A 24,220-nucleotide genomic window follows, 5' to 3' on the forward strand; every position below is an offset into this window, starting at 1 on the left:
TCGGAGGATTCGTGTGGAGCGGCGAGGCAATCGCCAAGCCGGGCCCTTCAGGGCGCGCGAATTCTAAGAGTGAGGCCCCGCCGCCCGGGCCGGGCCAGACCACCGTCGGGCAGCACACGCCCTGTCATCTTGAAACCTTCAAACCGTCGCTGTCTGTTGAGAAGGGTGCGCGGCTGCCAGGCTCGCTGGACACTCAGAACGCGTAGGTGGCGACCAGCAGGCCAGAGGCGCTGGTCTTCTTCTGCACCAGGGGGCTGTCGGCTGCATCGCCCAGCAAGGTCGAGATGCCCAGCCCCAGCATCACGGACGTGCGTGCGTTGAAGCGGTGGCTCAGCGTCGCGCTGGTGCGCACATCGCGCAGGCCGGCGCCCGGGGCGTAGGCGCCGTAGCCGCTGGTGGCGGCCTGGGCCTGGCTGACGCCGAAGTCGGACTGCATGGATTCGGCGTTGGCCGCCGTGATGTTTGAACCGACGCTGAAGCGCCAGCGCTGCGCGAAGGGCATGGCGTAGCCGATGCCGACGTTGGCCACGAGGCCATGGCCATCGATGCCGCTGCCATAGCGCACCGCACTCGTCAGCGACAGACCTTCGGTCAGCGCGTGGTTGAAGAAGCCGCCAAGCTCGGCCTTGGCCTTGATGTCACCCATGCCGCGCAAGGCTGTCGACCGGTTTTCCTTGCGACCGAAATCCGCAGTGATCCGCAACCCGTATTGCATGTCCGGCTGGCCCGAGAAGTTGTAGCCCAAACCGTTGGTGGTGCCAGCGAACCAGCCATTGGCCCATTGGTAGTCCAGCACGGGCAGCACGAGCGTGCGGCGGTCCTTGGAGCCGGGGTACTCGGTGCTCGCAAGGACCACGGAGCCCATCAGCCCACCATCCTTGCCGGGTGGGGCTGCGAAGAGGCGCACCGCATCGAAGGCCTGTGCCTGGGCACCGGTGCCAGCAGACAGGGTGGCCACCAGGGCGATCAGGTGGAGGCGGGGAAGTCGTTGGGTCATGAAGTTTCCAGTTCGGAGAAAAGTAAGCCGAGAAGGCGGGAAGGCGGGAAAGCGGGAAGGCGCGATCGAACACGCCGGGGGCTGGCCTGCCGTTGCAGGCCAGTGCTGCGGGATGGGGTGGGGAAAGGGCGGCCCCGTGAACGAGTCGCCCGGCTTGGCGGTGCCGGATCAGGCAGGCATGGCGGGCCTCTGGGACGCTTGTCCGTCGCTGGCACGCCAGCCCTGGATGCCCAGGGTCACGGCCAGCGCGGCGAGCCAGGCCTCCCAGCCCATGAAGGCCAGCGGGATCACTTCGATGGCGGGTACGCCCGGCACGACGCCATGGAGCAGTTCGGTCTGGCCCAGCAGCCAGAACGGCAGGGTCAGCAGGCCCGCCGCCGCCAGCCAACGAGGTACCAGGCGCGAGCGCAACAGACGGATCGCCACGAGCCCGGTCCAGGCCGCAAGCAGCAACTGCCCGATCATTTCGCCCAGCACCATGCCGCCGTAGCGATGCACCGCGTCGAACACGACCAGGGTCGCGTCGCGTGCTGCCGGGCTCGTCTCTGGGGCGACATAGGTGGCCGCGAGCCCGGGGATCACCAGCACCCAGCGGAGCAGCCCGATGGCCTGGGCCAGCGCCGAGCCGATGCCGAGCATGGTGGTGCCGCGGTCACTCACCCAGTGCGCATCGAACAGCCGGCTGAAAGCGTCGACGACCACGATGAACAACAGCGCGCTCATGGCGAAGGCGAACCAGGCCAGCACCAGCGGCGAGCCGCCTTCATGGAAGCGTTGCAGCACGACCGCCGCTGGCTCACGCAGGATGTCGTCGTACCCAAAGTTCTCGATCAGCCAGACGTAGGGCAGGGTCGCAGCCACCAGGAAGGCGAGCAGGGCCAGCGCCAGCTGGCGCATGGCTGCGGCCGTCTGAGGCGTGTGTGTGATGACGGAACTCATGACGTTGTCCTCTTGCGTGCCGGCTTGCCGGTTTGGGGTGTGGTGGGGTGAGCGGCGGGTGGGGTCGCCGGCTGGGTGGCGTACGTGCGCTCGGTGATGAGCCGCAGCGCTGTGGCGATGCGTGTTGCGCCCTCGGGTGTCGACAAGTCGACGCCTGCAAAGCTGCCGAGTGACTGTTCGCGCAGTGCCAGGTAGTGCAGCCCGGCCAGCAACACCGCATTGACCGCCGGTGCATCGATGCCATCGGGTACGGGTGCTGCGGCTGCGCGCAGGTTCTGCACCCACGGCACCATGGCCGCGGAGCGGGTCACCTCAAGTTCCTTGAGCGCATCGGTGGGCTCCACCAGTTCCCAGGCAAGCAAGCGCAGCACCAAGGGATTGCCGCGCAAGGCGCAGCCGTACTCCGTGAGCAAGCGGTGCACGGCCTCGCCATAGGGTTCGCCCTCGCGGGGCTGCAACGGCGTGCCGAGCCAGAGCTCCAGCCGCTCACCCAGCTTGCGCACCACGCCATCGAGTCCGCCGAAGTGGTAGTAGATGAGCTGCTTGTCGACGCCCGCAGCGGCCGACAGCGCGTTGATGCCCAGCGCCGTGAAGCCACTCTCGGCCAGCAGCCGGGTGGCCGCGTCCAGGATGCACTGCATCGTGGCGGCAGCGTCATGGGTGCGCTGTGTGCGTGGTGCACGTGGTGCGCGGGGCTTCGCCGCCTGGGTCGACGGTGCAGATTTGGTCGGGCTCATGGGTGGGGCTTCTTGCTCTTGGGATGGGTGAATGGCGATGGGTGAAGGGCCATGGGTCTTGGCGATGGGTCTTGGCGAGGCAGGCTGATGCCATAACTACACCGACTGGTGAAGAATTTACTTCACCAGTCGGTGTAGTGTCAAGCGATGACCGGTTTTCGCGCGCCCGTGTCGGTGCGGCCGAGCTTCAGACTCTGTGGTGCCGTGCCCGCGCCGGCATCGATGGCAGGCACATCCATGGGGGGGGCCCATGTGCTTCGAGCCCTTGAACCATCGAGGTCGGTCTCGCTGGCTGGCGGTCCACGCACAGCGCTCGCCTCTTGCGCCAACGGACCCGTCGTCTCGCGGGGGTCCGGCGCAGGACTCAGGGACTGAAGGCCTTCAGTCCGGCCGCGATGCGCGTCACGACCGTCACGCCACACAGCGCGGCGAAGCCAAACGCCAGCGGGTTGAACCAGGCCGGCATCAGGCACATCAGGCTGAACACCGCGATGGTTTCGGTGCTCTCGGTCAGACCGCCCAGGTAGTGGAAGCCCTTGCCGGTGAAGGTCGTGCTGGTCAGGCCACGCTGGGCGGCGATCACCGCAAAGGCCAGGAAGGTCGAGCCGGTGCCGATGAAGGCATAGATCAGCACGGCGGCGGCCAGGCCGTGGCGGGCCGGGTCGGCCAGGGCGAAGGCCAGCGGGATGGCCGAATAGAACAGGAAGTCCAGCGAGATGTCGAGGAAGGCACCGCGGTCGGTCGGCTGGCTCTGCCGCGCCATCGCGCCGTCCAGGCCGTCGGCCAGGCGGTTGAGCAAGATGCACACGAGCGCGAGGTCAGACCGGCCAGTGGCGATCAGCGGCACGGCGCCGAGGCCGATCACGAAGCCGATCCAGCTGACCGTGTCGGGCCGCAGACCGGCGCGCAGCAGGCTGCGGGCGAATGAGTCGAGCGGTCGCTTGAGCAGGGTGTTGAGGCGGGCGTCGAACATCGCTCAGCTCATCCCGGTGTGGCGGAGAGTTCCAGGTCGCCGAACCAGGTCGTGACCCGGTCGCTGGTGTTGTCGGTGTCGGCCCCGACGGCCAGCCCGGCCACCCGTGGCATTGGACCGCCGAAGGCTTCGGCCCAGTCTTGCGCCAGGTTGCGCTGGTGGCGTTGCCAACGGCCGGCGCGGGCGTCGCCGCTGTCCATCACCACCATGCGGACCCGGTCGGTGTAGGGGTTCCAGGCGGTGCTGCCCACCGGCTGGGCATGGCCCCAGACGTAACACAGCGCGGCGGCCGGCAGGTCGGCCCCGGACAAGGCCCGGGCGGCGGAGATGCGCAGCCGGTCACCCAGCGACAAGCGGTCCAGCGGCAGGTCAAAGATGACGTAGAGGCGGGCCGCATGGTCGTCGCCCGTCTTCACGCGCAGGTCCGACCCGGCCAGTGCCCGGTCGACCTTCCAGCGCCAGCGCAGCCAGGGGCGTTCGCTGGCGTCCACGTCCAGCCGGGCCAGCCAGGTCGAGGCCGATGCCGCCGAGCGGATCTGCAGCACCGCCGTGCCCTCGTCGGCCACGACCTCGTGCTCGTTGGCACGCGCCACCTTGGGCAGGCGCTGGTGTTGCCAGCCGTCGACGGACGAGGCGCCGACCGGGGCGGTGGAGAACAGCGGCACCGTCGTGCGGCCAGGGCCTGTGGTGTTGGCCCGGACGCCGCCGGGCGGGAATGGCAGCAAGGCGGCCAGGCCAAGGGCGGCGAGCTGGCGGCGGGTCGGCTGCGGGTTCTGGGTGGGGTGGCTCATCGGGTGATCCTGTCGTCGGTGTGGTCCGTGTCCGCCATCGCCAGGCTGACGACGGGCCCGAGCGCGGCGCGGGCATCGTCCTCGTCGTGCGTGACCAGCACGGTCGGCAGGCCGCGCGCGCGGACGTGGGCGAAGACGAAGCGGCGCATGTCCTCGCGCCGTGCGTGGTCGAGCTTGCCGAAGGGCTCGTCGAGCAGCAGCGCATCCGGCTCGGCCAGCAGGGTGCGCAACAAGGCCACGCGGGCGCGCTGGCCGCCCGACAGCGTGACGGGGTCGCGCTCGGCATGACCGGCCAGGCCGGCGTCGGCCAGCGCCTGTTCGATGCGTGCGCGCCGTTCGTGGCGGTCGCGGATCCGCGCCGGCAGCGCGAAGGCGAGGTTGCCGCCGACGCTCAGATGCGGGAACAGCAGGTCGTCCTGGAACAGGATGCCGATGCGGCGCTGTTCGGGGGGCAGTGTGGTGACGTCGCGTTCGCCGATGCACACGCGCCCTTCGGCCGTGAAGGCCACATCGAGCGTGCCCGCCAGCCAGGCCAGCAGGCTGGACTTGCCACTGCCGCTCGGCCCCATCAGCGTCCAGCAATGGCCCGGCGGGATGTGGGCATCCAGCGGCCCGAGCAAGGTGCGCGGCCCCAGGCGCAGGCGCACCCGGTCGAGGATCAGTGGCGCTCGGTCGTCGTTCAAGCAAGTCCCCGTCGATGTCGGTAGAGCAGGCGCGGCAGCGTGGCCGCCGCCAGGTAGGCCAGCAGCGGCAGCAGCGCCTGCAGGAGCGCCCAGGTGCCGATGACGCGGCGGTCGGCACCGCTGGCGAGCGTGACAGCCTCGGTCGTCAACGTGGCGACGCGGCCGGCGCCGGCATAGAGCGTTGGCAGGTACTGGCCGGCGCTGACCGCGAAGCCGATGGCTGCGGCCAGCAGCACCGGCCGCAGCAGCACCGGCAGCTTGACGCGCCAGAAGATGCGCGCCGGCGACGCCCCCAGGCTGGCCGCCGTGCGCGCCAGCCGTGGGTCGAGCGCACGCCACGGATCGGCCAGCGACAGGTGCAGGTAGGGCAGCACAAAGACCAGGTGGCAGGCGATCACCGCAAGCAGCCGGCCATCGGCGCCCAGCCGCACCAGCAGCACCTGCAGCCCGAACAGGAAGGCGACCTGCGGCACCAGCAGCGGCAGGTAGAGCCAGGGCACGGCGCGGCTGCGGCGCTTCGAACGCGACTCGTGTTCGAGACCGGACAGCACCAGCACCAGCGCGATCAGCGTGGACGCGGCGCCGATCACCAGCGTCGTCAGCGCGGGCAAGGCCAGCGAGCCGGCCTGTCGCGTCCAGTTCGCGGCGGTCCAGGCGGTCGGCAGGGCCGCCGGATAGCGCCAGCTGGCCGCGAAGGACCACAGCACGAGGCCGACGACGGCCAGCACCGCGCTGGCCAGCAAGAGCCCGCCCAGGCGGGTGGCCAGCCGGGCCAGCGGCTCGCTCGCACCACCGCGTCGACCCCGGGCGAGGTGGCGGACATGCCAGGCGGCGATGCCGTGTTCGACCCCGCGCAGCACGGCGAGGCTGGCCGCGACCACGCCCAGCAGGACCATCGCGGCGGCCGAGGCCGGGAAGATCCAGCCCGGGTCCGGATCGGCGAACCAGCGCACCGCCAGCACCGCCAGCGTCGGCGGGTTGCCGGGGCCCAGCACCAGGGCGACGTCGACCACCGACAGCGAGAACGCCAGCACCGCATAGACCGGCCAGCGGATCTGCCGCCAGAGCGGCGGCAGCACGACGGCCAGCCAGGCCTGCGCCGGCCCGTAGCCCATCGAGCGGGCGACGTCGACCTGGGCCCGCGCCGGCACCTGGTTCAACGCGGCCAGCAGCATCAGCACGAGGTAGGGCACTTCCTTGATCAGCAGCGCCAGCACGACCGGCCAGCCCGACGGGTGGCCGATGGTGGCGACGTCCGGCGGCACGTCCCAGCCGGTCCAGGCTGGCGAGACCCAGCGCACCAGCCAGCCGGAGGGCGAGATCAGGAAGGCCAGGCCGATGGCGAGCGCCGCATGTGGCATGGCCAGCAAGGGTGCCAGCCACTCGGCCAGGCGCGTGCTGCGACCGCGCGGGTGCAGCGCCGCGACGATGCCGACCGCCAGCAGCAGCGACAGCAGCGTGGCGGACCAGCCGGTGGCGAGCGTCAGGGCCAGCGCGCTCGCCACACCGGGCGCGGCCAGCAGCTCGCGCCAGGGTTGCAGGCTGACGCCCGATCCGCCGATCGCCGGCAAGTAGCCGAAGGCCGGCAGCAGCGTGCCCAGCAGGCCGGCGGCGATCGGCGCCGTGAAGGCCAGCAGCGTCAGCGGCCGGGCCCATGCCAGCACGGACCATGGGCGGCGCCGGGTGGGCGCATCCGGCGGGGTCATGGGCGTTGGTGGTGGGGGCGGTGGCGGCGTTGGCGATGTCAGCAGCGTCAGCGGGTGTAGCGCTTCTGCCATTCGGCCGTGATGCGGGTCATCCACGACGCATGCGGCTCCAGCAGCGGCGCGCCAAGGTCGGCCGCGCTGGGCAGTGCCGGGCTGGCGGTGATCTGGTCGAAGGGCGCCCGTTCGGCCGGGCCGAGCCGGGCCAGGTCCAGCACGTTGTAGGCGCCCATCTCGCGGATGTCCTGGGCGCGTGCCTGCGTGGCGGGCTCGATCAGGAAGTTGGCAAGCACCAACGCACCTTCGGCGTGGGCGGCGTTGTAGGGGATGGCGATGAAGCTGGTGTTGCCGATCGTGCCCTTGCTGAAGGTGAAAGTCCGCACGCTCGGCGGCATCAGGCCGGCGGCGATCGAGACGGCCGCTTCGGCCGGGTCGAAGGACAGCGTGATGTCGATCTCGCCGTCGTTGAGCAACTGGCGCTGGGCCGGCCCGCTGTCGGGGAACTGCTGGCCGCGTCGCCACAGGCTCGGTCGGATCTGGTCGTACCAGGTCCACAGCGGGGCGGTGACGGCGGCAAAGCTGGCGTCCGTGGCCGGGCGCTGCAAGCCGGCCGGGTCGCTCACCAGGTCCAGCAGCGCCTGCTTGAGGAAGGTCGAGCCGAGGAAGTTGCTGACCTCCGGATGTGTCAGCCGGCCGGGGTGGCGGCGGGCCCAGTCCAGCATGGCGGCGGCCGAGCGCGGCACATCGGCATCGCGGATGCGCGCGCCGTCGTACACGAACACGACCTGCGCCAGCCGCCAGGGCACCGCCATGCCGTCGACCGGCGTGGTGAAGTCGACCACGTTGGAGCGCTTGCGCACCGTGTCGACCCAGCGCATGTTGGGCAGGGCCTGTGTGACCGGGCCGAGCAGCAGGCCCTGCTGCTTCATCGCCAGGAAGTTGGGGCCGTTGATCCAGATGAGGTCGACGCTGCCGTCGCGGTCGCGCCCGGCGGCCTTCTCGGCGACGACGCGGTTGACGGCCTCGGCCGTGTCCTTCAGGCGCACATGCTGCACCGTCACACCGTGGCGGGTCTGCAACTGCCGGCCGGCCCAGGCGATGAAGTCGTTGGTCTTCTCGTCACCGGCCCAGGCGTTCCAGTAGACCGTCTGGCCGCGCGCCTTGGCGAGCACCTCGGTCCAGGGCGGGATCGGTCGCGTTCGGGACGGAGCCTGGCCCTGCGCGAAGGCCCAGGGCGTGGCGAGGGCAGAAGCGCCGAGGATGGCGAAGTGGCGGCGGTGCATCAACGAAGGCATGGCGGTCGGGTGTGTCAGAGGATGGGTGATGTGGGGATCAGGTCGCAGCTCAGGTCGCAGCTCAGGTCGCGGTGCGGTCGTGAGGCAGGCGCCGCGCCGGTGTGCGCATCAGCACGAACTCCTCGGCCGCCGTCGGGTGCACGGCCACGGTGCGGTCGAGGTCGCGCTTGGTGGCGCCGCAGCTCAGCGCGACGGCCAGGCTCTGGACGATCTCGGGCGCGTCGGCGCCGATCATGTGCACGCCCAGCACGCGTTCGTCCAGGCCGTCGACCACCAGCTTCATGTAGGTGCGCGCCTCATGGCCGGCAAAGGCCGTCTTCATCGGACGGAAGTCCGCCTCGTAGATGTCGACCGGGCCGAGACGGACGGCGGCTTCCTCGCTCAGGCCGACGGTCGCGATGGGCGGGTCGGTGAAGACGGCGCTGGCGACCTGGCGGTGGTCCACCCGCATCGGCCGGCCGCCGAATTCGGTGTCGGCAAAGGCCCGGCCCTCGGCAATGGCCACCGGTGTCAGGTTGACGCGCTGGGTGACATCGCCGACCGCCCAGATGCCGGGCGCGGTGCTGCGGCTGTCGGCATCGACCACGATGGCGCCTCGGCTGTCGAGCGCCACGCCGGCCTCGCTCAGACTCAGCCCGGCGGTGTTGGGCTGGCGGCCAGTGGCATTCAACGCGGCGGCCGCGCGCAGCACCGAGCCGTCCGCCCGGTGCAGGGCGACGCCGTCAGGCCCGTGTTCGAAGGCCTGCATCGCCTGTCCACCGGCCAGCGTGATGCCGCGTGCGCTCAGGGCGCTGGCCAGGCGGCGGCGCAGGTCGGCGTCGAAGCCGCGCAGCGGCAGTGTGTCGCGCATGGCCAGCGTCACGGCGGTGCCCAGGCCGGCCAGGATGCTGGCGAACTCGACCGCGATGTAGCCGCCGCCCAGCACCAGCAGGCTCGCGGGCAGTTCGCGCAGGTTCAGCACCTCGTCGGACGTCATGGCCTGCGCCAGACCGGGCAGCGTGTCGCGCGCCGGCGCGCCACCGGTGGCGATCAGCACCCGCGGCGCCCGCACCTCGCGCGTGCCGATCACGACCCGGCCGTCGCCCTGCAGCCGGGCATGTCCCAGTGCCAGTTCGACGCCGGAATCGGCCAGCAGGCGGCGGTAGATGGCTTCGAGCCGGTCGATCTCGCTCGCCTTGGCCGCTGCCCAGCGGGCCATGTCGAAGTGGCCGCTGACGTCGGTCCAGCCATAAGCGCGGGCCTCCTCGAAGGCCTGGGCGTAGCCGGCCGCGTACATCATCAGCTTCTTGGGCACGCAGCCACGGATCACGCAGGTGCCGCCGACGCGGTCAGCCTCGGCGATCAGGACGCGGGCGCCGTGGGCGGCGGCGCGGCGGGCGGCGGCGACACCACCGGAGCCCGCGCCGATCACCAGCAGGTCATGGGTGTGGCTGGCTGTGGTCATGGCGGGGTTTCCGGTTCGAGGGCGGTGCGTGGTGCGGGATCTGCCCAGCGGCGCATGAAGGCACGGTCGATGTGGTCCTTCCAGCGCCAGACCCAGTGCCCGCGCCAGGACCAGCGGCCCCAGGTGGCCAGTGCGTGGCGGTCGCCGGTGCTGATCAGGTAGAGCGCGCGCGCCTGCGGCGTCCAGTCCCGCAGCGGCTGGCCGAGGCAGCCCGCGCGCAGGTTGTCGGCCAGCACCGGACCGGCACGCACCGCGTAGACGCCCGAGCGCGGCCGTGCATCGGCCAGCGCCGCGACATCGCCAGCGGCGAACACCGTCGGGTGCGAGACGCTGCGCAAGCGGCGGTCGACGCGGATGAAGCCGCCGGCATCGGTGGCCAGGCCGCTGGCGGACGGCCAGTCAGGGGCGGCCGCGCCGGTGGTCGTCAGGCAGGCGTCGAAGCTCAGCATGGTTGCGCCTTCCGAGCCCGCCACGTCCTGCAGGTGCAGCCGACCGGCGGCGACCGCGCGTGCGCGGCTCGATGCATGCCAGACGATGCCGCGCTCGCGCATCAGGTCCAGGGCTTGCCGGCGCACCCGTGGCGGCGCACCCGGCAGTGGCAAGGCCTCGCTGCCGACCACCGTCAGCCGCAGCGCCGACCAGCCTTCGACGCGGGCCCGGTGCCCGATCGCGAAGGCCAGCTCGATGCCCCCGGCGCCCGCGCCGAGGATCACCAGCTCGAAGCGCCCGGCGTGGTGGCGGATGCGCTCAACCAGCCTCGGCCACTCGGCGATGAAACGTTCGATCGGCCGGATCGGCAGGGTGTGGTCCGCACTGCCCGGCAGGCGGGCCAGGCCGGCGACCGGGCCGGTGTCGATCGACAGCAGGTCCCAGGGCCGGTCGACGCCATCGGCGCCGTGGACGGCTTGCCGTGCCAGGTCCAGGCCGGTGCCGGCGGTCTGCTGGAAGTCCACCCCGGCACGCCGGCACAAGGGGTCCAGGTCGATCGCGCAGGCCTCGATCGGGTAATGCCCGGCGACCCAGCCCGGCAACATGCCCGAGTAGATCTGCCGCCGCCAGGGCGAGACCAGCTGCACCGTCCAGCCGGCCAGCGGCTGTTCGGCCAAGGCCGCCAGCACCTGCACATGGGCATGGCCGCCGCCCAGCAGCAGCAGGCGCTTGCCGGGCTGCATCGGCTGCATCGGCTGCGTCTGCTGCATCGGCTGCTCTGGCTGCATCCGCGTCATCCGCGCCGCCAGGCGTGGAAGCGTGCCACCCAGGCCAGCAGCGCCTGCGGCGCGTGGGCGCGCTTCCAGGTGCCAGCGGCGTACTTGTTGGCCTCGGCCAGCGTCGGGTAGGTGTGGATGGTGCCGAGGATCTTGTTCAGGCCGATGCCGTGTTTCATCGCCAGCACGTATTCGGCCAGCAGGTCGGCGGCGTGTTCACCGACCAGGGTGACGCCGAGGATCTTGTCCTTGCCCGGCACCGTCAGCACCTTGACGAAGCCGTGTGCCTCGCTGTCGGCGATGGCGCGGTCCAGGTCGTCGATGCCGTAGACCGTGACCTCGTGCGGGATGCCCTTCTCCTTGGCTTCCAGCTCGTTGAGGCCGACACGGGCGACCTCTGGCTCGACGAAGGTGGCCCAGGGGATGACGCGGTAGTCGGCGCTGAACTTCTTGAACGGATCGAACAGCGCATTGACCGCCGCATACCAGGCCTGATGGGCCGCGACATGGGTGAACTGGTAGGGCCCGGCGACGTCGCCCGCCGCGAAGATGTTCGGGATGTTGGTCTGCAGGTAGCCGTTGACCTCGACCGTGCGGCCGGTCGTGACGCCCAGTTCCTCCAGGCCGTAGCCCTTGAGGTTGGCGACGCGGCCGACGGCGACCAGCAGGGCATCGAAGGGGATCGACCGCTCCTGGCCCTCGACCTCGACCACCAGCACCTTCTGCGAGCCTTCGACCGCCACACGCAGCGCCTTGTGGCCGGTCAGCACGGTGATGCCTTCGGCGCGGAAGCGGGCCGTGACGAGGGCGGAGACGTCCTCGTCCTCCCGACCCAGGATGCGCGCGGCCATCTCGACCTGCGTGACCTGCGAGCCCAGCCGCGCAAAGGCCTGCGTCAGCTCGCTGCCGATCGGGCCGCCGCCGAGCACCACCAGGCGAGCCGGCCGCTGGCGCAGTTGCCAGACGTTGTCGGAGGTCAGCAGCTCGGTCGGGCCGAGCCGGTCCAGTCCCGGGATCGGCGGGACAAAAGGCCGCGCACCGGCGGCGATGACGATGGCGCGGGTGGTCAGCGTCTCGACCCTGCCGTCGTGGTGGGTGATCTCGACGGCCCAGGGCGACACGATGCGGGCCCGGCCTTGCGCCACGTCCACGCCCAGGCCGGTGTAGCGCTCGACCGAGTCGTGCGGCTCGATCGCCTGCACGACACGTTGGACCCGTTCCATGACCTCGCCGAAGTCGAAGTCGGCGCTGGCGCTGCGCATGCCGAACTCCGGGGCACGCCGCACGTGCGACAGGAACTTGGCCGATCGGATCAGCGCCTTGGACGGCACGCAGCCGGTGTTCAGGCAATCACCGCCGAGCGCGTGTTGCTCGACCAGCGTGACCCGGGCCTTGATCGCCGCGGCGATGTAGGCCGTCACCAGCCCGGCCGAGCCACCGCCGATGACGACGAGGTTGCGGTCAAAGCGCGCGGGCTGCTTGAACCGGGCGTAGACCTTGCGCGCCTTGAACAGGTCGATGAGCTTGCGGGCGATCAGCGGAAAGACACCCAGCAGCACCAGCGAGCCCAGCACGCCGGGCGAGACGATTCCCGAGAGCGACTGGATCTGGCCCAGCTGCGTGCCGGCGTTCACGTAGACGAGGGTGCCGGCAAACATGCCGATCTGGCTGACCCAGTAGAAGGTCCAGGTGCGCAGCGTCGTCACGCCCATCGCCAGGTTGATGACGAAGAAGGGCAGCACTGGCACCAGGCGCAGCGTGAACAGGTAGAAGCCGCCGTCGCGGGCGATGCCCGCGTTCAGCGTCGCCAGCCGATCGCCGAAGCGCGCCTGCACCCAGCCACCCAGCAGCCAGCGCGAGGCCAGAAAGGCCAGCGTCGCCCCGATCGACGAGGCGAAGGACACGATCAGCGTGCCCCAGCCCAGCCCGAACATCGCCCCGCCCGCCAGCGTCATCACCGCCGCACCCGGCAGCGACAGCGCCGTGACCACCACGTAGGCGCCAAAGTAGATCAGCCCGGCCAGCACGGGTCGGGCCTCGCGCCACGCCTGCAGCTCGGCCTGGCTGGCCTGGATGGCGTCCAGGCTCAGGTAACGACCCAGATCCAGCCCGATGTAGGCGGCGACCAGCGCGGCCAGCGCCATGGCCACGAGCCACCGCCGCCACCGCTGTCCCTGCTTGTCCTTGCTCATCTCGATCCTTGTTGTGGCGTCCACCGAGGGTGTCCCTGCCCGCTTCTGGCTCCCGAGGCTTGGACGTGCCAGGGGCACGGTTTCTTACACACGCCCTGAATGGATGCTGGCGATGCGCAGGTCGAACCGCTCAGTCCACCCGCACCTTGAAGCTGGCACGGGATGCGGTCGCCTCGATCAGGCGGGCGTTGGGCTCGTCGGTCACGGCGACCCAGTCGCGTGCCTGCTGCTCGCTGCGGCCGAACTGCATGTGGCGTGCGACCAGACGCTGCAGGCGCAAGGCCGGGTCGACGTCGACGAACCAGATCTCGTCCATGAGAGCGGCGACATGCCGCCAGCCGCCCTCGTCATGCGCGAGGTAGTTGCCTTCGGCGATCAGCAGCTCGGCATGGGGATGGATCGGGATGGCGCCGGCGATCGGCTCCTCGATCTCGCGCCGGAAGGTCGGCGCATAGACGATCTCGTCGGCGCCCTGGTCACGCAGGCGGTGCAGCAGCGCGACATAGCCGTGGCTGTCGAAGGTGTCGGGCGCGCCCTTGCGGCCGGCCCGTCCCAGCCGCGCCAGTTCGACGTTGGCGAGGTGGTAGCCGTCCATCGGCACGATCTGCGACCGCTCGGGGTGCAGCGCTTGAAGTTGCTCGGCCAGCGTCGACTTGCCCGCGCCCGGCGGGCCGACGATGCCCAGCAGCGTGCGCTTGCCCCGGGCCAGGAAGGTGGCCAGCCGTGCGCTGGCTTCTGCAAGGTTGAGCGTGGGGATGGTGGGTGTCGTGCTCATCGTCGTGCTCATGGTCGTTGTCGCGCTCATGCTCTTGGTCGTCGTCATCCCGTCGGTGTGTTGCCAGACCCGTCAACGCCGCAGCGACGACACCGCAATCCCCGCCACGATCAGCCCGAAGGCGATGCCGTGGTAGCCCTGGGGCGCGTCGCCCAGCATGGCGGTGGACATCAGGGCGGCGAAGAGCGGGGTCAGGTTGGTGAAGATGCCGGCGGTCGTCGGGCCGGCCTGGGCGACCGCCTCGCCCCAGAACTTGTAGGCCAGCAGCGACGGGCCGATGGTGATGTAGAGCAGCGCCACCGCGACGGCCGGCGTCCACTGCGCGGCGAGGTCGACCATGACGGCTTCCAGACCGGCCGAGGTGCTCGACCAGAACAGGCCGAACAGCGTCTGCACCAGCAGGTATTCGGCCCAGTTCCAGGTCCGCGGCTGGCCGTCGGCGCCGATCACACGCGGCCGGTTGGCCGGCAACATGGACTCGGGCGGACGCACCAGCAGCCAGGAGTAGCCGGCCCAGCAGGCCGCCGCCAGCAGCATGTAGAGGTCGCCCTGCACGAAGTGGATCTGCGCCAGCTTGGACCAGTCGCCGCGCCCCAGCACCGTGGCGACGCCGGCCAGCGACAAGGCGGCGCCGATCATCTGCCGCAGCTGCGGCTTCTCGTGAAAGAAGACGCCGCCGACCAGCAGCATCCACAGCGGCATGCTCGATGCGATCAGCGTCACGTTGATCGGCGTGGACGTGGTCAGCGCCAGGTACTGCAGCGAGTTGTAGGCGCCCACGCCGAGCAGGCCGACCAGCGCGAGGTAGCGCCAGCGCGCCCGGATGTCCGCGCGGGCGCTGGCGGTGGCGATGGCGCGCCGGCCGATCACCAGCAGGACGATCGCCACGGTGAGCCAGCGCAACAGGTTGAGCAGCAGGGGCGGTACCAACGGCACGGTCAGCCGACCGGCGATGGCGTTGCCGGCCCACAGCAGCGGCGGCATCGTCAGCATCAGGGTCAGGCGCGGGGTGAGCTTCATGGGCGTGCGCGGGTGGCGTCCCGGTCGACGTGGCAAGGGCGCGGATCGTAGCGGTGCAGGCTTGCGCAGGGGCCCGCACCGCCGCGCGACGGGTGGGGCGCAAGGCCGTCATGCCGGTGACGTGTGGCTGCGGCCCGCCTGACCTATGCTGATGCCGTCACCGTCCTGTCCCACCTTGCGAGGAGCCCGAAGAACATGTCCCGTGCGATCCAGATCCTGGCCTTTGGCGGCCCTGAAGCGATGCAACTCGTCGACGTCGACGTCGGCCAGCCCGGCCCCGGCGAGGTGCGCATCCGCCACCACGCTGCCGGCCTGAACTTCATTGATGTCTACCAGCGCACGGGTCTCTATCCGAACGCCTTGCCGCTGTCGCTGGGCATGGAGGGCGCTGGCCTGGTCGAGGCGGTCGGTGAGGGCGTCGAGCACCTGTCGGTCGGCGACCGGGTGGCCTATGCCAGCCAGCCGCCGGGCAGCTACTGCGAAGCCCGCGTGATGCCTGCCAAGTGCGTCGTGCAACTGCCCGATGCGATCGACTTCGAGACCGGCGCGGCCATGATGCTCAAGGGCCTGACGGTGCAGTACCTGCTGCGCAGCACCCAGCCGCAGGGCGGCCTGCAGCCCGGCGACTTCGTGCTCTTCCATGCGGCGGCCGGTGGCGTGGGCCTGATCGCCTGCCAGTGGGCCAAGGCCATGGGCCTGAACCTGATCGGCACGGCCGGCTCGGACGAGAAGTGCCAACTGGCGCTGGACCTGGGCGCCAGCCACGCCATCAACTACCGCAGCGGCAACTTCGTCGAGCAGGTCAAGGCGATCACCGGCGGGCGTGGCGTCAAGGTGGTCTACGACTCGATCGGCAAGGACACCTTCGAGGGCTCGCTGGACTGCCTCTCGCCCTTCGGCCTGATGGTCAACTTCGGCAATGCCTCCGGGCCGGTGACGGCCTTCAACCTCGGCGTGCTCGGTGCCAAGGGCTCGCTCTACGTGACCCGGCCGACGCTGTTCACCCACATCGCCACACGCGAGCGCACCCAGGCCATGGCCGACGACCTGTTCGGCATGGTCACCAGCGGCGCGGTGCGCATCCGCATCGACCAGCGCTACTCGCTCGATCAGGTCGCCCAGGCCCACCGGGACCTGGAAGCCCGCGCGACGACGGGGTGCAGCATCTTGACGATCTGAAGGTTGACGGGGCCGGGGCCGTGGCAGGGCGGCCCGGCTCAGCCCGCGTCGTCCGGCACGGCGACGCCGGGCAGCGCGTCGAGGGCCTCGGGCGCCTCGACCGCACCGCGGTAGGCATGCCAGCTGGCATGACCCAGCACCGGGCCGATCACCAGCAGCCCCAGGAACCAGGGCAGCAGCGCGGCCAGCACCGCGATCACCAGCAGGGCGCCCCACCACAGCATCACGCCGGGCTGGGTCAGCACCAGGCGCAGGCTGGTCAGGCCGGCGGTGATGGCGTCGACGCGGCGGTCCAACATCATCGGGATGCTGACCACGCTGACCGCGAAGATCAGGCCGGCGAACAGCGCGCCAACGCCGACGTAGGCCACGATGAACTCAAGGTTCTGCGGGTCCAGCAAGGCCAGCAGCGAGCCCTTGAAGTCGGGCATGCCGTCGAAGCTGACCGCGAAGATGACCAGTGAGGCACGGCCCCAGATCATCTCCAGCACCAGCAGCACAAAGCCGAAGATCGCCATCTGCCCGATGTGTTCGTCCCAGGCGGTCAGGGCATCGCCGAAGTCGGGGCGTTCGCCGCGTTCGAGCCGGCGGCTCACCTGGTACAGGCCCATGCAGATGAACGGTCCCATCAGCAAGAAGCCAGCCGACAGGGCCAGCGTCCAGGCGGGTGCCTGCTGGAAGACCTTCATCAACGCCCAGCCCATGGCGGCGAAGCACAGGCCGAAGAACAGGCCGATGCCGGGGTGGCGGATGAAGTCGCGCCAGCCGCGCGCCAGCCAGCGTGGCGGATCGGACCAGGTCAGCTGGCGCAGCCGGATCGGTGCGGCGCGGCGGGAGGGGTCATCGGGCAAGGTGGTCGAGGTGGTCGAGGTCATGCGGTCGGGGTCGGGCTCAGCCAGGATGGCTGCACCTTAGGGGCAGCATCCCGACTTGACCAGCCGGGCTGACACCGACACGTCCGCTTCGGATCGTCCGCCCGGGCCCTTCGCCGACCTCAGCGACGCTTGCGCCGCCGGGCCTGCCAGCCGATGACGGCCAGGCCGGCCAGCATCATGGCGTAGGTCTCCGGTTCCGGCACCGGCGTCACGGGGCCGGTGGTGCCACCGCCGCCGCCATTGCCACCGCCACCACCGCCGCCGCTGTTGATCGGACCGCCGGTGCCCGTGTTGGGCAGGGCGGCGCGGCGCGCGAAGCCCTCGCCGCCGTCCAGGTCCAGGCCCGTGCCCGGGGGCGACGCGTCACCGCCGCCGCCGCCCAGCGGATCGTTGTTGCCGTCGTCGAGCTGGGCAAAGACCTGCGGCTCGCCAGCGGCCGGCGGATCGAACACCAGCTCTTCATTGGGGTCGACCGGCGGCGGCTTGATGCCAGCGGCCCGGTCCTCGCGCACCGGTGCCTCGCGCTTGCGGACCGCAGGCTTGACGGCAGGGCGGACCTGTCGCGGCGCGGCGGCAACGACCTGATTGACCTGTTCGGCGGGGCCGGCGATGACCGGCGTGCCGGCCTGTACGCCACCACCGCCGGCCGGCGCTGCGCCACTGGCAGCGATCGGTCCGGGGCTGATGCCCTTGTTGCGGTTCATCAGGCCGTAGCCCAGCGTGCCGGCGGCCAGCATGCCGGCGATCAGCCACAGCAGCATCAGGCGGCGCTTGCGGCGTTGTTCCTCGTCCTGTGCCTGCGCGCCGGTGGGGTTCTTGAAGACCCGGGCAGACGTGTTCGTTGAAGGTGCGGAGCCGCTGTTGCCGGCCGGATTGGGGGGTGTGAAGCTCATGGTGCTTTCCTGTCCACGGCAGTGGAAAGCTGCAGATGTGAGCGATGTTAAGGAGCTGTTCGGAGTTGCAACAGACTCCATTTCGGGGGGTCTAGCCCCTCCAGACCGACCCCGAACACCCCGCCCGATCAGCTGCGCCGCACCCGCCGCAGCTCGTCGAGCACCAGCGCGATCGCCCCGCCGGAAATGGCGCTGTCGGCGACGTTGAAGGCCGGGAAATAGCCGCCGGGGAAGATGCCGGCGAGGAAGTCCCAGTGGACCTGCAGGAAGTCGATCACGTGGCCGTGCCACATCCGGTCGATGACATTGCCGATGGCCCCGCCCAGCAACAGCGTCAGCGCCAGCGCGAACAGCCGCTGGTTGGCATGGGCGCGCAACAGCCAGATGAAGAGCCCGGAGGCCAGCACGCCGATGCCGGTGAAGAACCAGCGCTGCCAGCCCGAGGCATCAGACAGGAAGCTGAAGGCCGCGCCCGGGTTGTGCACCCGCACGAGGTTGAACCAGCTGGTGACGACGACGCTGTCGCCATGCGCGAAGCGGCCGACGATGAGCACCTTGGTGAACTGGTCGAGCACGATGATCAGCAGGGCCAGCGCCAGCCAGGTCCACAGACCGGGACCGGAGGCGGCGTGGCGGCGGGTGGTCGTGGTCGACTTCTTGGCAGGCGGCATGGCGATCAAGCGTGTTCGTGGGGCGACGGACGGCGTCGCCAGCAGGGAAGGGGAGCGGCTCAGGCCTGCGGGCTGACGCTGCCGAAGCGGCGCTGCGCGTAGACCAGGCTGCTGGCCTGGGCGGCGGCGCCGGGGGCGCCGAAATCGCCGATGCGGCCGATCAGGATCTCGTGGTCACCGGCGCGCAGCACCTCGTGCAGCGTGCAGTCGAACCAGGCCACCGTGTCAGCCAGGCGGGCCCGGCCACTGGGCAGGCGCTCGATCCGGGACCCTGCAAAACGCTCGGCTTGCGAGCCCTTGGCGAAGTGGCGCGCCAGGTGGGCCTGGTCGGCCGCCAGCACGTTGACGCAGTAGCCACCCCCCAAGTCAGCCGGTCGGGTGAAGGCCGCATGGCTCGCCGAGCCGCGGTGCAGGCACCACAGCACCAAGGACGGCTCCAGCGAGACGGTGGTGAAGGAGCTGCAGGTCATGCCCCAGTCGTGGCCGTCGTGGTGGGCGGTGACGATGACCACGCCCGCACTGACGCAGGCCATGCCGTCCTTGAGGGCTTGCAGGCGTTCGGCCTGGGCAATGTCAGCGGGCGGCGCGGGGTTCATGCGGGGATCCATGGGAAAGGGGCTGCGGGGCCGGGGCGCGCATCATCGCAGCGCCGCCGGACGCTCGTGTGCCATGGGACATCGCGGGATGTCACGGAACCTCATGCCCGCAGGCCAGGGTCCACAGCTCGAACCAGTCCTGCCGGTCCAGCGTGACCCGGAAGGCATCGGACAGGCGGGCGATGCGGTCGAGTCTGTTGGTGCCAGCCACCGGCAGGATGCCGGCCGGGTGCATCAGCAGCCAGGCCAGCGCCACCGCATCCGGCCCGACGTCGAAGGCGCGGCCAATACGCTGCAGCGCCGGCAGCACCCGCGCGCCGACCGGCTGGCTGGCGTCCAGCAAGGCCCCGCCACCGAGTGGCGACCAGGCCATCGGCCGGATGCGCTGCTGCTGCGCGTAGGCCAGCTGGCCATCGGTCCAGGGCGAACGGGCGGCCAGGCTCAGCTCGATCTGGTTGGTGACCAGCGGATGTTTCATGCGCGAGGCCAGCAGCGCGACGTCGTGCGGCAGGAAGTTGGACACACCCGCCGCCGCGATCAGGCCCTCGTCGACCAGCGCATCGAGCGCCGCGCCGGTGGCATCGGCGTCCAGCAGCGGATCGGGCCGGTGGATCAGCAGCAGGTCCAGGCGCTCGACGCCCAGCAGCGCCAGCGAGCGCAACACCGAAGCGCGGATGTGTGCCGGCGTGGTGTCGTAGAACTTCAGCCGGGGCTGGCCGTGCAGGCCGCCGGGGATGACGATGTCGCACTTGCTGACCAACTGGATGCGCGCCTTCAGGTCCGGCCGGGCGCGCAGCGCGTCGCCGAACAGCGCCTCGCAGCGGTGGCCGCCGTAGAGGTCGGCATGGTCGAAGGTCGTGATGCCCTGGGCCAGGCAGGCGTCGATCTTGGCCGCGACGTGTGCCGTGGACGTGTCGGCGTCATCGGCCAGCCGCCAGGCACCGTAGACCAGCTGGCTGAAGGCCGGCAGGCTCGGGTGCAGCGTGACACGCGGGACTTGAACGGCAGGGTGGCTCATCGGGTGATCCTGTGGCGTGATGGGGCGGTGCGCGGCCGCCTCAGGCGAAGGTCCGGACGTCGCCCGGGCCTTCGAGGTTGCTGACGCAGCGCCCGCAGATCGTCGGGTGCGCGGCGTGGGCTCCGACATCGTCGCGGTAGTGCCAGCAGCGTTCGCACTTGACGGCGCTGCTCGGGCTGACGCGCACGGCCAGCGCCTCGGCGTCGACCACGGTGGCAGCCGAGGTGATGGTGACGTAGCGCAGGTCCTCGCGCAGCGAACGCAGCAGCGCCGCGTCCTCCGGGCCGGCCTCGATCGCCAGCACCGCCTGCAGCGAGGCACCGACCGCGCCGGTGGTGCGCACCGCCTCGATCTCCTTGTTGGCGATGTCGCGGATCTCGCGGATGCGGCCCCACTTGGCCAGCAGCGCGGCGTCGACCGGGCCGAGGTCGGCGTAGGTCTCGGTGAAGATCGATCCGCTCGTCTTGCCGGCCGCGAAGATGGCCCAGGCCTCTTCGGCGGTGAAGCTCAGGAAGGGCGCCATCCAGCGCAGCATCGCGTCGGTGATGCGCCAGAGCACCGTCTGGGCCGAGCGCCGCGCGTGGCTGTCGGCCGCGCTGGTGTAGAGGCGGTCCTTGAGCACGTCGAGGTAGAAGGCGCCCAGGTCTTCCGAGCAATAGACCTGCAGCTTGGCCACGACCGGGTGGAACTCGTAGCGCTCGAAGTGGCCGAGGATCTCGGCCTGCAAGGCGGACGCGCGGGTCAGCGCATAGCGGTCCATCTCCAGCAGCTCGGCCGCCGGCACGCTGTGCCGGGCGGGGTCGAAGTCGCTGGTGTTGGCCATCAGGAAACGCAGCGTGTTGCGGATGCGGCGGTAGGCATCGACCACGCGGGCGAGGATCTTGTCGTCGATGTTGAGGTCGCCCGAGTAGTCGGTCGACGCCACCCACAGGCGCACGATCTCCGCGCCGAGCTTGTTCGTCACGCTCTGCGGCTCGACCGTGTTGCCCAGGCTCTTGCTCATCTTGCGGCCCTGGCCGTCGGTGGCGAAGCCGTGGGTCAGCAGGCCCCGGTACGGCGCCCGGTCATGCAGCGCGCAGCCCAGCAGCAAGGAGCTGTGGAACCAGCCGCGGTGCTGGTCATGGCCTTCGAGGTAGAGATCGGCTTCCGGGCCGCTGTCGTGGTGGCTGGCCCCGGGGTAGGCATGGGCATGGCTGCCGCGCAGCACGTGCTGGAAGGTCGATCCGGAGTCGAACCAGACCTCCAGGATGTCGGTGCTCTTGGTGTAGCGCGCGGCGTCCTCGGCACCCAGGATGTCTTCGGTCGTGACACGGCTCCAGGCTTCGATGCCGCCGGCCTCGACGATGTCGGCGGCCTGATCGAGGATGGCCATGGTGCGCGGGTGCAGCTCGCCCGAATCGACGTGCAGGAAGAAGGGCACCGGCACGCCCCAGCTGCGCTGGCGGCTGATGCACCAGTCGGGCCGGTTGGCGATCATGTCGCGCAGCCGGCTGCGGCCGTTCTCCGGGTAGAAGGCGGTGTGGTCGATGGCGTCAAGCGCGAGCTGGCGCAGCGTCTTCGGGGCCTTGTCCTGCGTGAACACGCCCTCGCCCTCGTCCATGCGGATGAACCACTGCGCGGCGGCGCGGTAGATCACCGGCGTCTTGTGGCGCCAGCAGTGCGGGTAGCTGTGGGTGATGGGCTGCGTGGCCATCAGCCGGTCGCTCTGGCCCAGCACCTCCAGGATTCGCGGGACGGCCTTCCAGATGTGCTCGCCGCCGAAGAAGGGCAGTTCCTCGGCATAGACGCCGTTGCCCTGCACCGGGTTGAGGATGTCGTCGTAGGCCAGGCCATGGGCGACGCAGGAGTTGAAGTCGTCCACGCCATAGGCTGGCGCCGAATGCACGATGCCGGTGCCGTCGGCGGCCGTGACGTAGTCGGCCAGGTAAAGCGGCGCGGTGCGGTGGTAGCTGTACTTGCCACCTTGTTCGGCGCTGACGGTGTCGTGCAGCGGGTGCCGGAAGACCAGACCGCGCAGCGCCTCGCCCTGGGCCGTGGCGACCACCGTGCCGGCCAGGCCGTAACGCGTCAGGCAGGCCTCGACCAGGCTGGCGGCCAGCAGCAGCAGGCCACGCGGCGTGTCGACCAGGGCGTAGTCCAGTTCCGGATGGGCATTGAGCGCCTGGTTGGCGGGGATCGTCCAGGCGGTCGTGGTCCAGATGACGGCAAAGGCCTTCTTGTTGCCGTCGCCCGGAAGTGCCGCCAGGCCGAAGGCACGGGCCAGCGCAGCGGGGTCATCGGCCTCGAAGGCGACGTCCAGCGTGTCGGACTTCTTGTCGGCGTATTCGATCTCGAACTCGGCCAGCGAGGAGCCGCAGTCGAAGCACCAGTAGACCGGCTTGAGGCCGCGGTAGACGAAGCCGCGCTCGATCACGCGCTTGAAGGCGCGGATCTGGCCGGCCTCGTTGGCCGGGTCCATCGTGCGATAGGGCATCTCCCAGTCGCCCAGCACGCCCAGGCGCTTGAAGTCCTCGCGCTGCTGGCCGATCTGTTCGCTCGCATAGGCGCGCGACTTGGCCTGCATCGCGTCACGGCCGAGGTTGCGGCCGTGCAGCTTCTCGATCGCGTTCTCGATCGGCAGGCCGTGGCAGTCCCAGCCGGGGATGTACTGCGCGTCGAAGCCGGCCAGCTGGCGGCTCTTGACGATCATGTCCTTGAGCACCTTGTTCAGCGCGTGACCGATGTGCAGCTTGCCGTTTGCGTAGGGCGGGCCGTCGTGCAGCACAAACAGCGGTGCGCCCTTGCGGGCCGCGCGCAGTCGCATGTAGAGCCCGCCGTCGCGGCCACCGGCGTTCCAGTCGGCGACCCAGGCGGGCTCGCGCTTCGGCAGATCGCCCCGCATCGGGAAGGGCGTGTCGGGCATGTTCAGCGTGGCGCGGTAGGCGCCTTGCTCGGCACCTCGTTCGGCAGATTTCTCGCTGCGATCGGCCTTCTCGGCGGTGGGCTTGTTGGCGTCTTGCGGGGCAGATGAGGTCATCGCGACTCGCGCCACCTCGGGTGGCGCGCCTGGTCAGGGGAACAAGAGGGAAGGGCGGCGGGGGCGATGCCTTCGGGCAGCGTCCCGGGTCGGGGTGCGGCAGCCGGCAGGATCGCGCAGATCGAGGCCGGCTCCGGGACGGTCAAATTCGGTCGCGGGTGGTCTGGCGACGATCGGCCGCATGGGACGCGGCCACGGCACTGGCGGCCTCGCGGGCGAACCATGCGCGGGCCTGCGCCACATCGTGATCGATGGCGGCGGTCAGGGCTTCAAGGCCGTCGTAGCGGGCCTCGTCGCGCAGTTTTTCGAGCAGTTCCACACGCACGATTTTACCGTAGCCCCCCTCGCGGCCGAGGCTGGCGGGCCAGTGCAGGCAGTAGGTCTCCAGCAGCACCCGGCCGGCATCCTCGACGGTCGGTCGCACGCCCAGGCTGGCGACGCCGTCCAGAGGCTGGTCATGCAGGCCATGCACACGGACCACGAAGATGCCGGCGGCGGCGGGGCGGCCCTGCGGGAAACGCACGTTGAGCGTGCGCAGCCCGTCGGCCGCGCCGCTGTGCGACTCGCCCAGCGTGCGGCCGAGCTTCTGGCCGTGCACGACGTGGCCGCTGATGCTGTAGGGCCGACCCAGCAGCTGCGCGGCGCGGGTCATGTCGCCGGCCTGGAGGGCCTCGCGCACGGCGGAGCTGGACACGCGCAGGCCATGCACCTCGTAGCTCAGCATCCGGGCGACGTCGAAGCCGGCGCTCGAGCCGGCCGCGTCCAGCATCGCGTAGTCGCCGGCCCGCTTCGCGCCGAAGCGGAAGTCGTCGCCGACCAGCACATAACGCGCGCCCAGCGCACCGACCAGCACATCGTCGATGAAGGCCTGGGGCGACTGGCTGGCGAAGGCGGCGTCGAAGCGCACCAGCACGACCTGGTCAATGCCACAACGCTCCAGCTCGGCCAGCTTGTCGCGCAGCGTGGCGATGCGCGCCGGCGCCTTCTCCGGCTGGCCGGCGAGGGCGGCGAACCAGTCGCGCGGGTGCGGCTCGAAGGTCAGCACGCAGCTGGGCAGACCACGGTGCCGGGCCTCGTTCTTCAGCAGCGCCAGCATGGCCTGGTGGCCCCGGTGGACGCCGTCGAAATTGCCGATGGTGACGGCGCAGGAACGGACCGGACGTCGAAGGTCCAGGAGTCGGTGGCCGCGGATGACTTGCATGGGGCGGGATTATCTGG

Annotated in this window: 21 protein-coding genes; 1 reads left to right on the forward strand and 20 read right to left on the reverse strand. The window is 70.6% G+C overall.

Annotated elements, in window-relative coordinates; translation table 11 throughout:
* Positions 1–193: 193 nt before the first annotated feature.
* The 13 genes from EV685_RS17540 to EV685_RS17600 all read right to left on the reverse strand — a co-directional run bounded on the left by EV685_RS17540 (position 194) and on the right by EV685_RS17600 (position 14,754).
* The gene (locus EV685_RS17540) at positions 194–997 is read right to left on the reverse strand and encodes a MipA/OmpV family protein (RefSeq protein WP_130483319.1); all 804 of its coding nucleotides are present in this window, start codon (positions 995–997) and stop codon (positions 194–196) included.
* A gap of 168 nt (positions 998–1,165) precedes the next feature.
* Entirely contained in the window at positions 1,166–1,936 is a 771-nt protein-coding gene (locus tag EV685_RS17545; protein ID WP_130483320.1) for a DUF4386 domain-containing protein, read from the reverse strand.
* Positions 1,933–2,673, reverse strand: coding sequence for a TetR/AcrR family transcriptional regulator (locus EV685_RS17550; RefSeq protein ID WP_130483321.1), 741 nt, complete (start codon positions 2,671–2,673; stop codon positions 1,933–1,935). The genes EV685_RS17545 and EV685_RS17550 overlap by 4 nt, the downstream gene beginning before the upstream one ends.
* A gap of 364 nt (positions 2,674–3,037) precedes the next feature.
* Complete coding sequence (locus EV685_RS17555; protein WP_130483322.1) at positions 3,038–3,646, reverse strand: CDP-alcohol phosphatidyltransferase family protein; 609 nt, start codon at positions 3,644–3,646, stop codon at positions 3,038–3,040.
* An 8-nt stretch (positions 3,647–3,654) separates the two neighbouring features.
* Positions 3,655–4,437 carry a DUF3047 domain-containing protein gene (locus EV685_RS17560; protein WP_130483323.1) on the reverse strand — a complete coding sequence of 261 codons (783 nt, stop codon included), beginning with the start codon at positions 4,435–4,437 and terminating at the stop codon, positions 3,655–3,657.
* Positions 4,434–5,120, reverse strand: a complete 687-nt coding sequence (locus tag EV685_RS17565; protein ID WP_130483324.1) for an ATP-binding cassette domain-containing protein — start codon at positions 5,118–5,120, stop codon at positions 4,434–4,436. The genes EV685_RS17560 and EV685_RS17565 overlap by 4 nt, the downstream gene beginning before the upstream one ends.
* Positions 5,117–6,826, reverse strand: a complete 1,710-nt coding sequence (locus EV685_RS17570; RefSeq protein WP_242615644.1) for an ABC transporter permease — start codon at positions 6,824–6,826, stop codon at positions 5,117–5,119. The genes EV685_RS17565 and EV685_RS17570 overlap by 4 nt, the downstream gene beginning before the upstream one ends.
* A 47-nt stretch (positions 6,827–6,873) precedes the next feature.
* On the reverse strand, positions 6,874–8,118 hold the full coding sequence (locus EV685_RS17575) for an ABC transporter substrate-binding protein (RefSeq protein WP_242615645.1): 1,245 nt from the start codon (positions 8,116–8,118) through the stop codon (positions 6,874–6,876).
* A gap of 61 nt (positions 8,119–8,179) precedes the next feature.
* Positions 8,180–9,562, reverse strand: coding sequence for a glutathione-disulfide reductase (gorA, locus tag EV685_RS17580; RefSeq protein ID WP_130483326.1), 1,383 nt, complete (start codon positions 9,560–9,562; stop codon positions 8,180–8,182).
* Positions 9,559–10,761 carry an FAD-dependent oxidoreductase gene (locus EV685_RS17585; protein WP_165396838.1) on the reverse strand — a complete coding sequence of 401 codons (1,203 nt, stop codon included), beginning with the start codon at positions 10,759–10,761 and terminating at the stop codon, positions 9,559–9,561. Before EV685_RS17585 ends, gorA begins: the two co-directional genes overlap by 4 nt.
* A 23-nt stretch (positions 10,762–10,784) precedes the next feature.
* Positions 10,785–12,959, reverse strand: coding sequence for an FAD-dependent oxidoreductase (locus tag EV685_RS17590; protein ID WP_130483328.1), 2,175 nt, complete (start codon positions 12,957–12,959; stop codon positions 10,785–10,787).
* 130 nt (positions 12,960–13,089) lie between these two features.
* On the reverse strand, positions 13,090–13,734 hold the full coding sequence (locus EV685_RS17595) for a nucleoside/nucleotide kinase family protein (protein WP_130483329.1): 645 nt from the start codon (positions 13,732–13,734) through the stop codon (positions 13,090–13,092).
* A gap of 72 nt (positions 13,735–13,806) precedes the next feature.
* The gene (locus EV685_RS17600; RefSeq protein ID WP_130483330.1) at positions 13,807–14,754 is read right to left on the reverse strand and encodes a DMT family transporter; all 948 of its coding nucleotides are present in this window, start codon (positions 14,752–14,754) and stop codon (positions 13,807–13,809) included.
* Positions 14,755–14,949: 195 nt separating this feature from the next.
* On the opposite strand from EV685_RS17600, the gene EV685_RS17605 reads away from it, so the two are divergent.
* Positions 14,950–15,933: a quinone oxidoreductase family protein gene (locus EV685_RS17605; RefSeq protein WP_130483331.1), complete on the forward strand. Its 984-nt coding sequence runs from the start codon at positions 14,950–14,952 to the stop codon at positions 15,931–15,933.
* Positions 15,934–15,971: 38 nt separating this feature from the next.
* Here the strand turns inward: EV685_RS17605 and EV685_RS17610 are convergent, their stop codons facing one another.
* From EV685_RS17610 to EV685_RS17640, 7 genes are all read right to left on the reverse strand, one after another.
* Positions 15,972–16,808 (reverse strand): DUF2189 domain-containing protein, encoded by an 837-nt coding sequence (locus EV685_RS17610; RefSeq protein ID WP_130483332.1) that lies wholly within the window; start codon positions 16,806–16,808, stop codon positions 15,972–15,974.
* A gap of 119 nt (positions 16,809–16,927) precedes the next feature.
* Positions 16,928–17,701, reverse strand: a complete 774-nt coding sequence (locus EV685_RS21095) for a PEP-CTERM sorting domain-containing protein (RefSeq protein ID WP_242615646.1) — start codon at positions 17,699–17,701, stop codon at positions 16,928–16,930.
* Between the two features lie 128 nt (positions 17,702–17,829).
* Complete coding sequence (gene lspA, locus EV685_RS17620; RefSeq protein WP_130483333.1) at positions 17,830–18,372, reverse strand: signal peptidase II; 543 nt, start codon at positions 18,370–18,372, stop codon at positions 17,830–17,832.
* A gap of 59 nt (positions 18,373–18,431) precedes the next feature.
* On the reverse strand, positions 18,432–18,968 hold the full coding sequence (locus EV685_RS17625) for a flavin reductase family protein (protein ID WP_165396839.1): 537 nt from the start codon (positions 18,966–18,968) through the stop codon (positions 18,432–18,434).
* A gap of 91 nt (positions 18,969–19,059) precedes the next feature.
* Entirely contained in the window at positions 19,060–19,986 is a 927-nt protein-coding gene (locus tag EV685_RS17630) for an aldo/keto reductase (protein WP_130483335.1), read from the reverse strand.
* A gap of 40 nt (positions 19,987–20,026) precedes the next feature.
* On the reverse strand, positions 20,027–22,888 hold the full coding sequence (gene ileS, locus EV685_RS17635; RefSeq protein ID WP_242615653.1) for an isoleucine--tRNA ligase: 2,862 nt from the start codon (positions 22,886–22,888) through the stop codon (positions 20,027–20,029).
* Between the two features lie 256 nt (positions 22,889–23,144).
* Positions 23,145–24,203, reverse strand: a complete 1,059-nt coding sequence (locus EV685_RS17640; protein WP_130483337.1) for a bifunctional riboflavin kinase/FAD synthetase — start codon at positions 24,201–24,203, stop codon at positions 23,145–23,147.
* Between the last annotated feature and the right edge of the window lie 17 nt (positions 24,204–24,220).

It is taken from the genome of Sphaerotilus mobilis (genome assembly GCF_004216565.1).
Classification (GTDB): domain Bacteria; phylum Pseudomonadota; class Gammaproteobacteria; order Burkholderiales; family Burkholderiaceae_C; genus Sphaerotilus; species Sphaerotilus mobilis.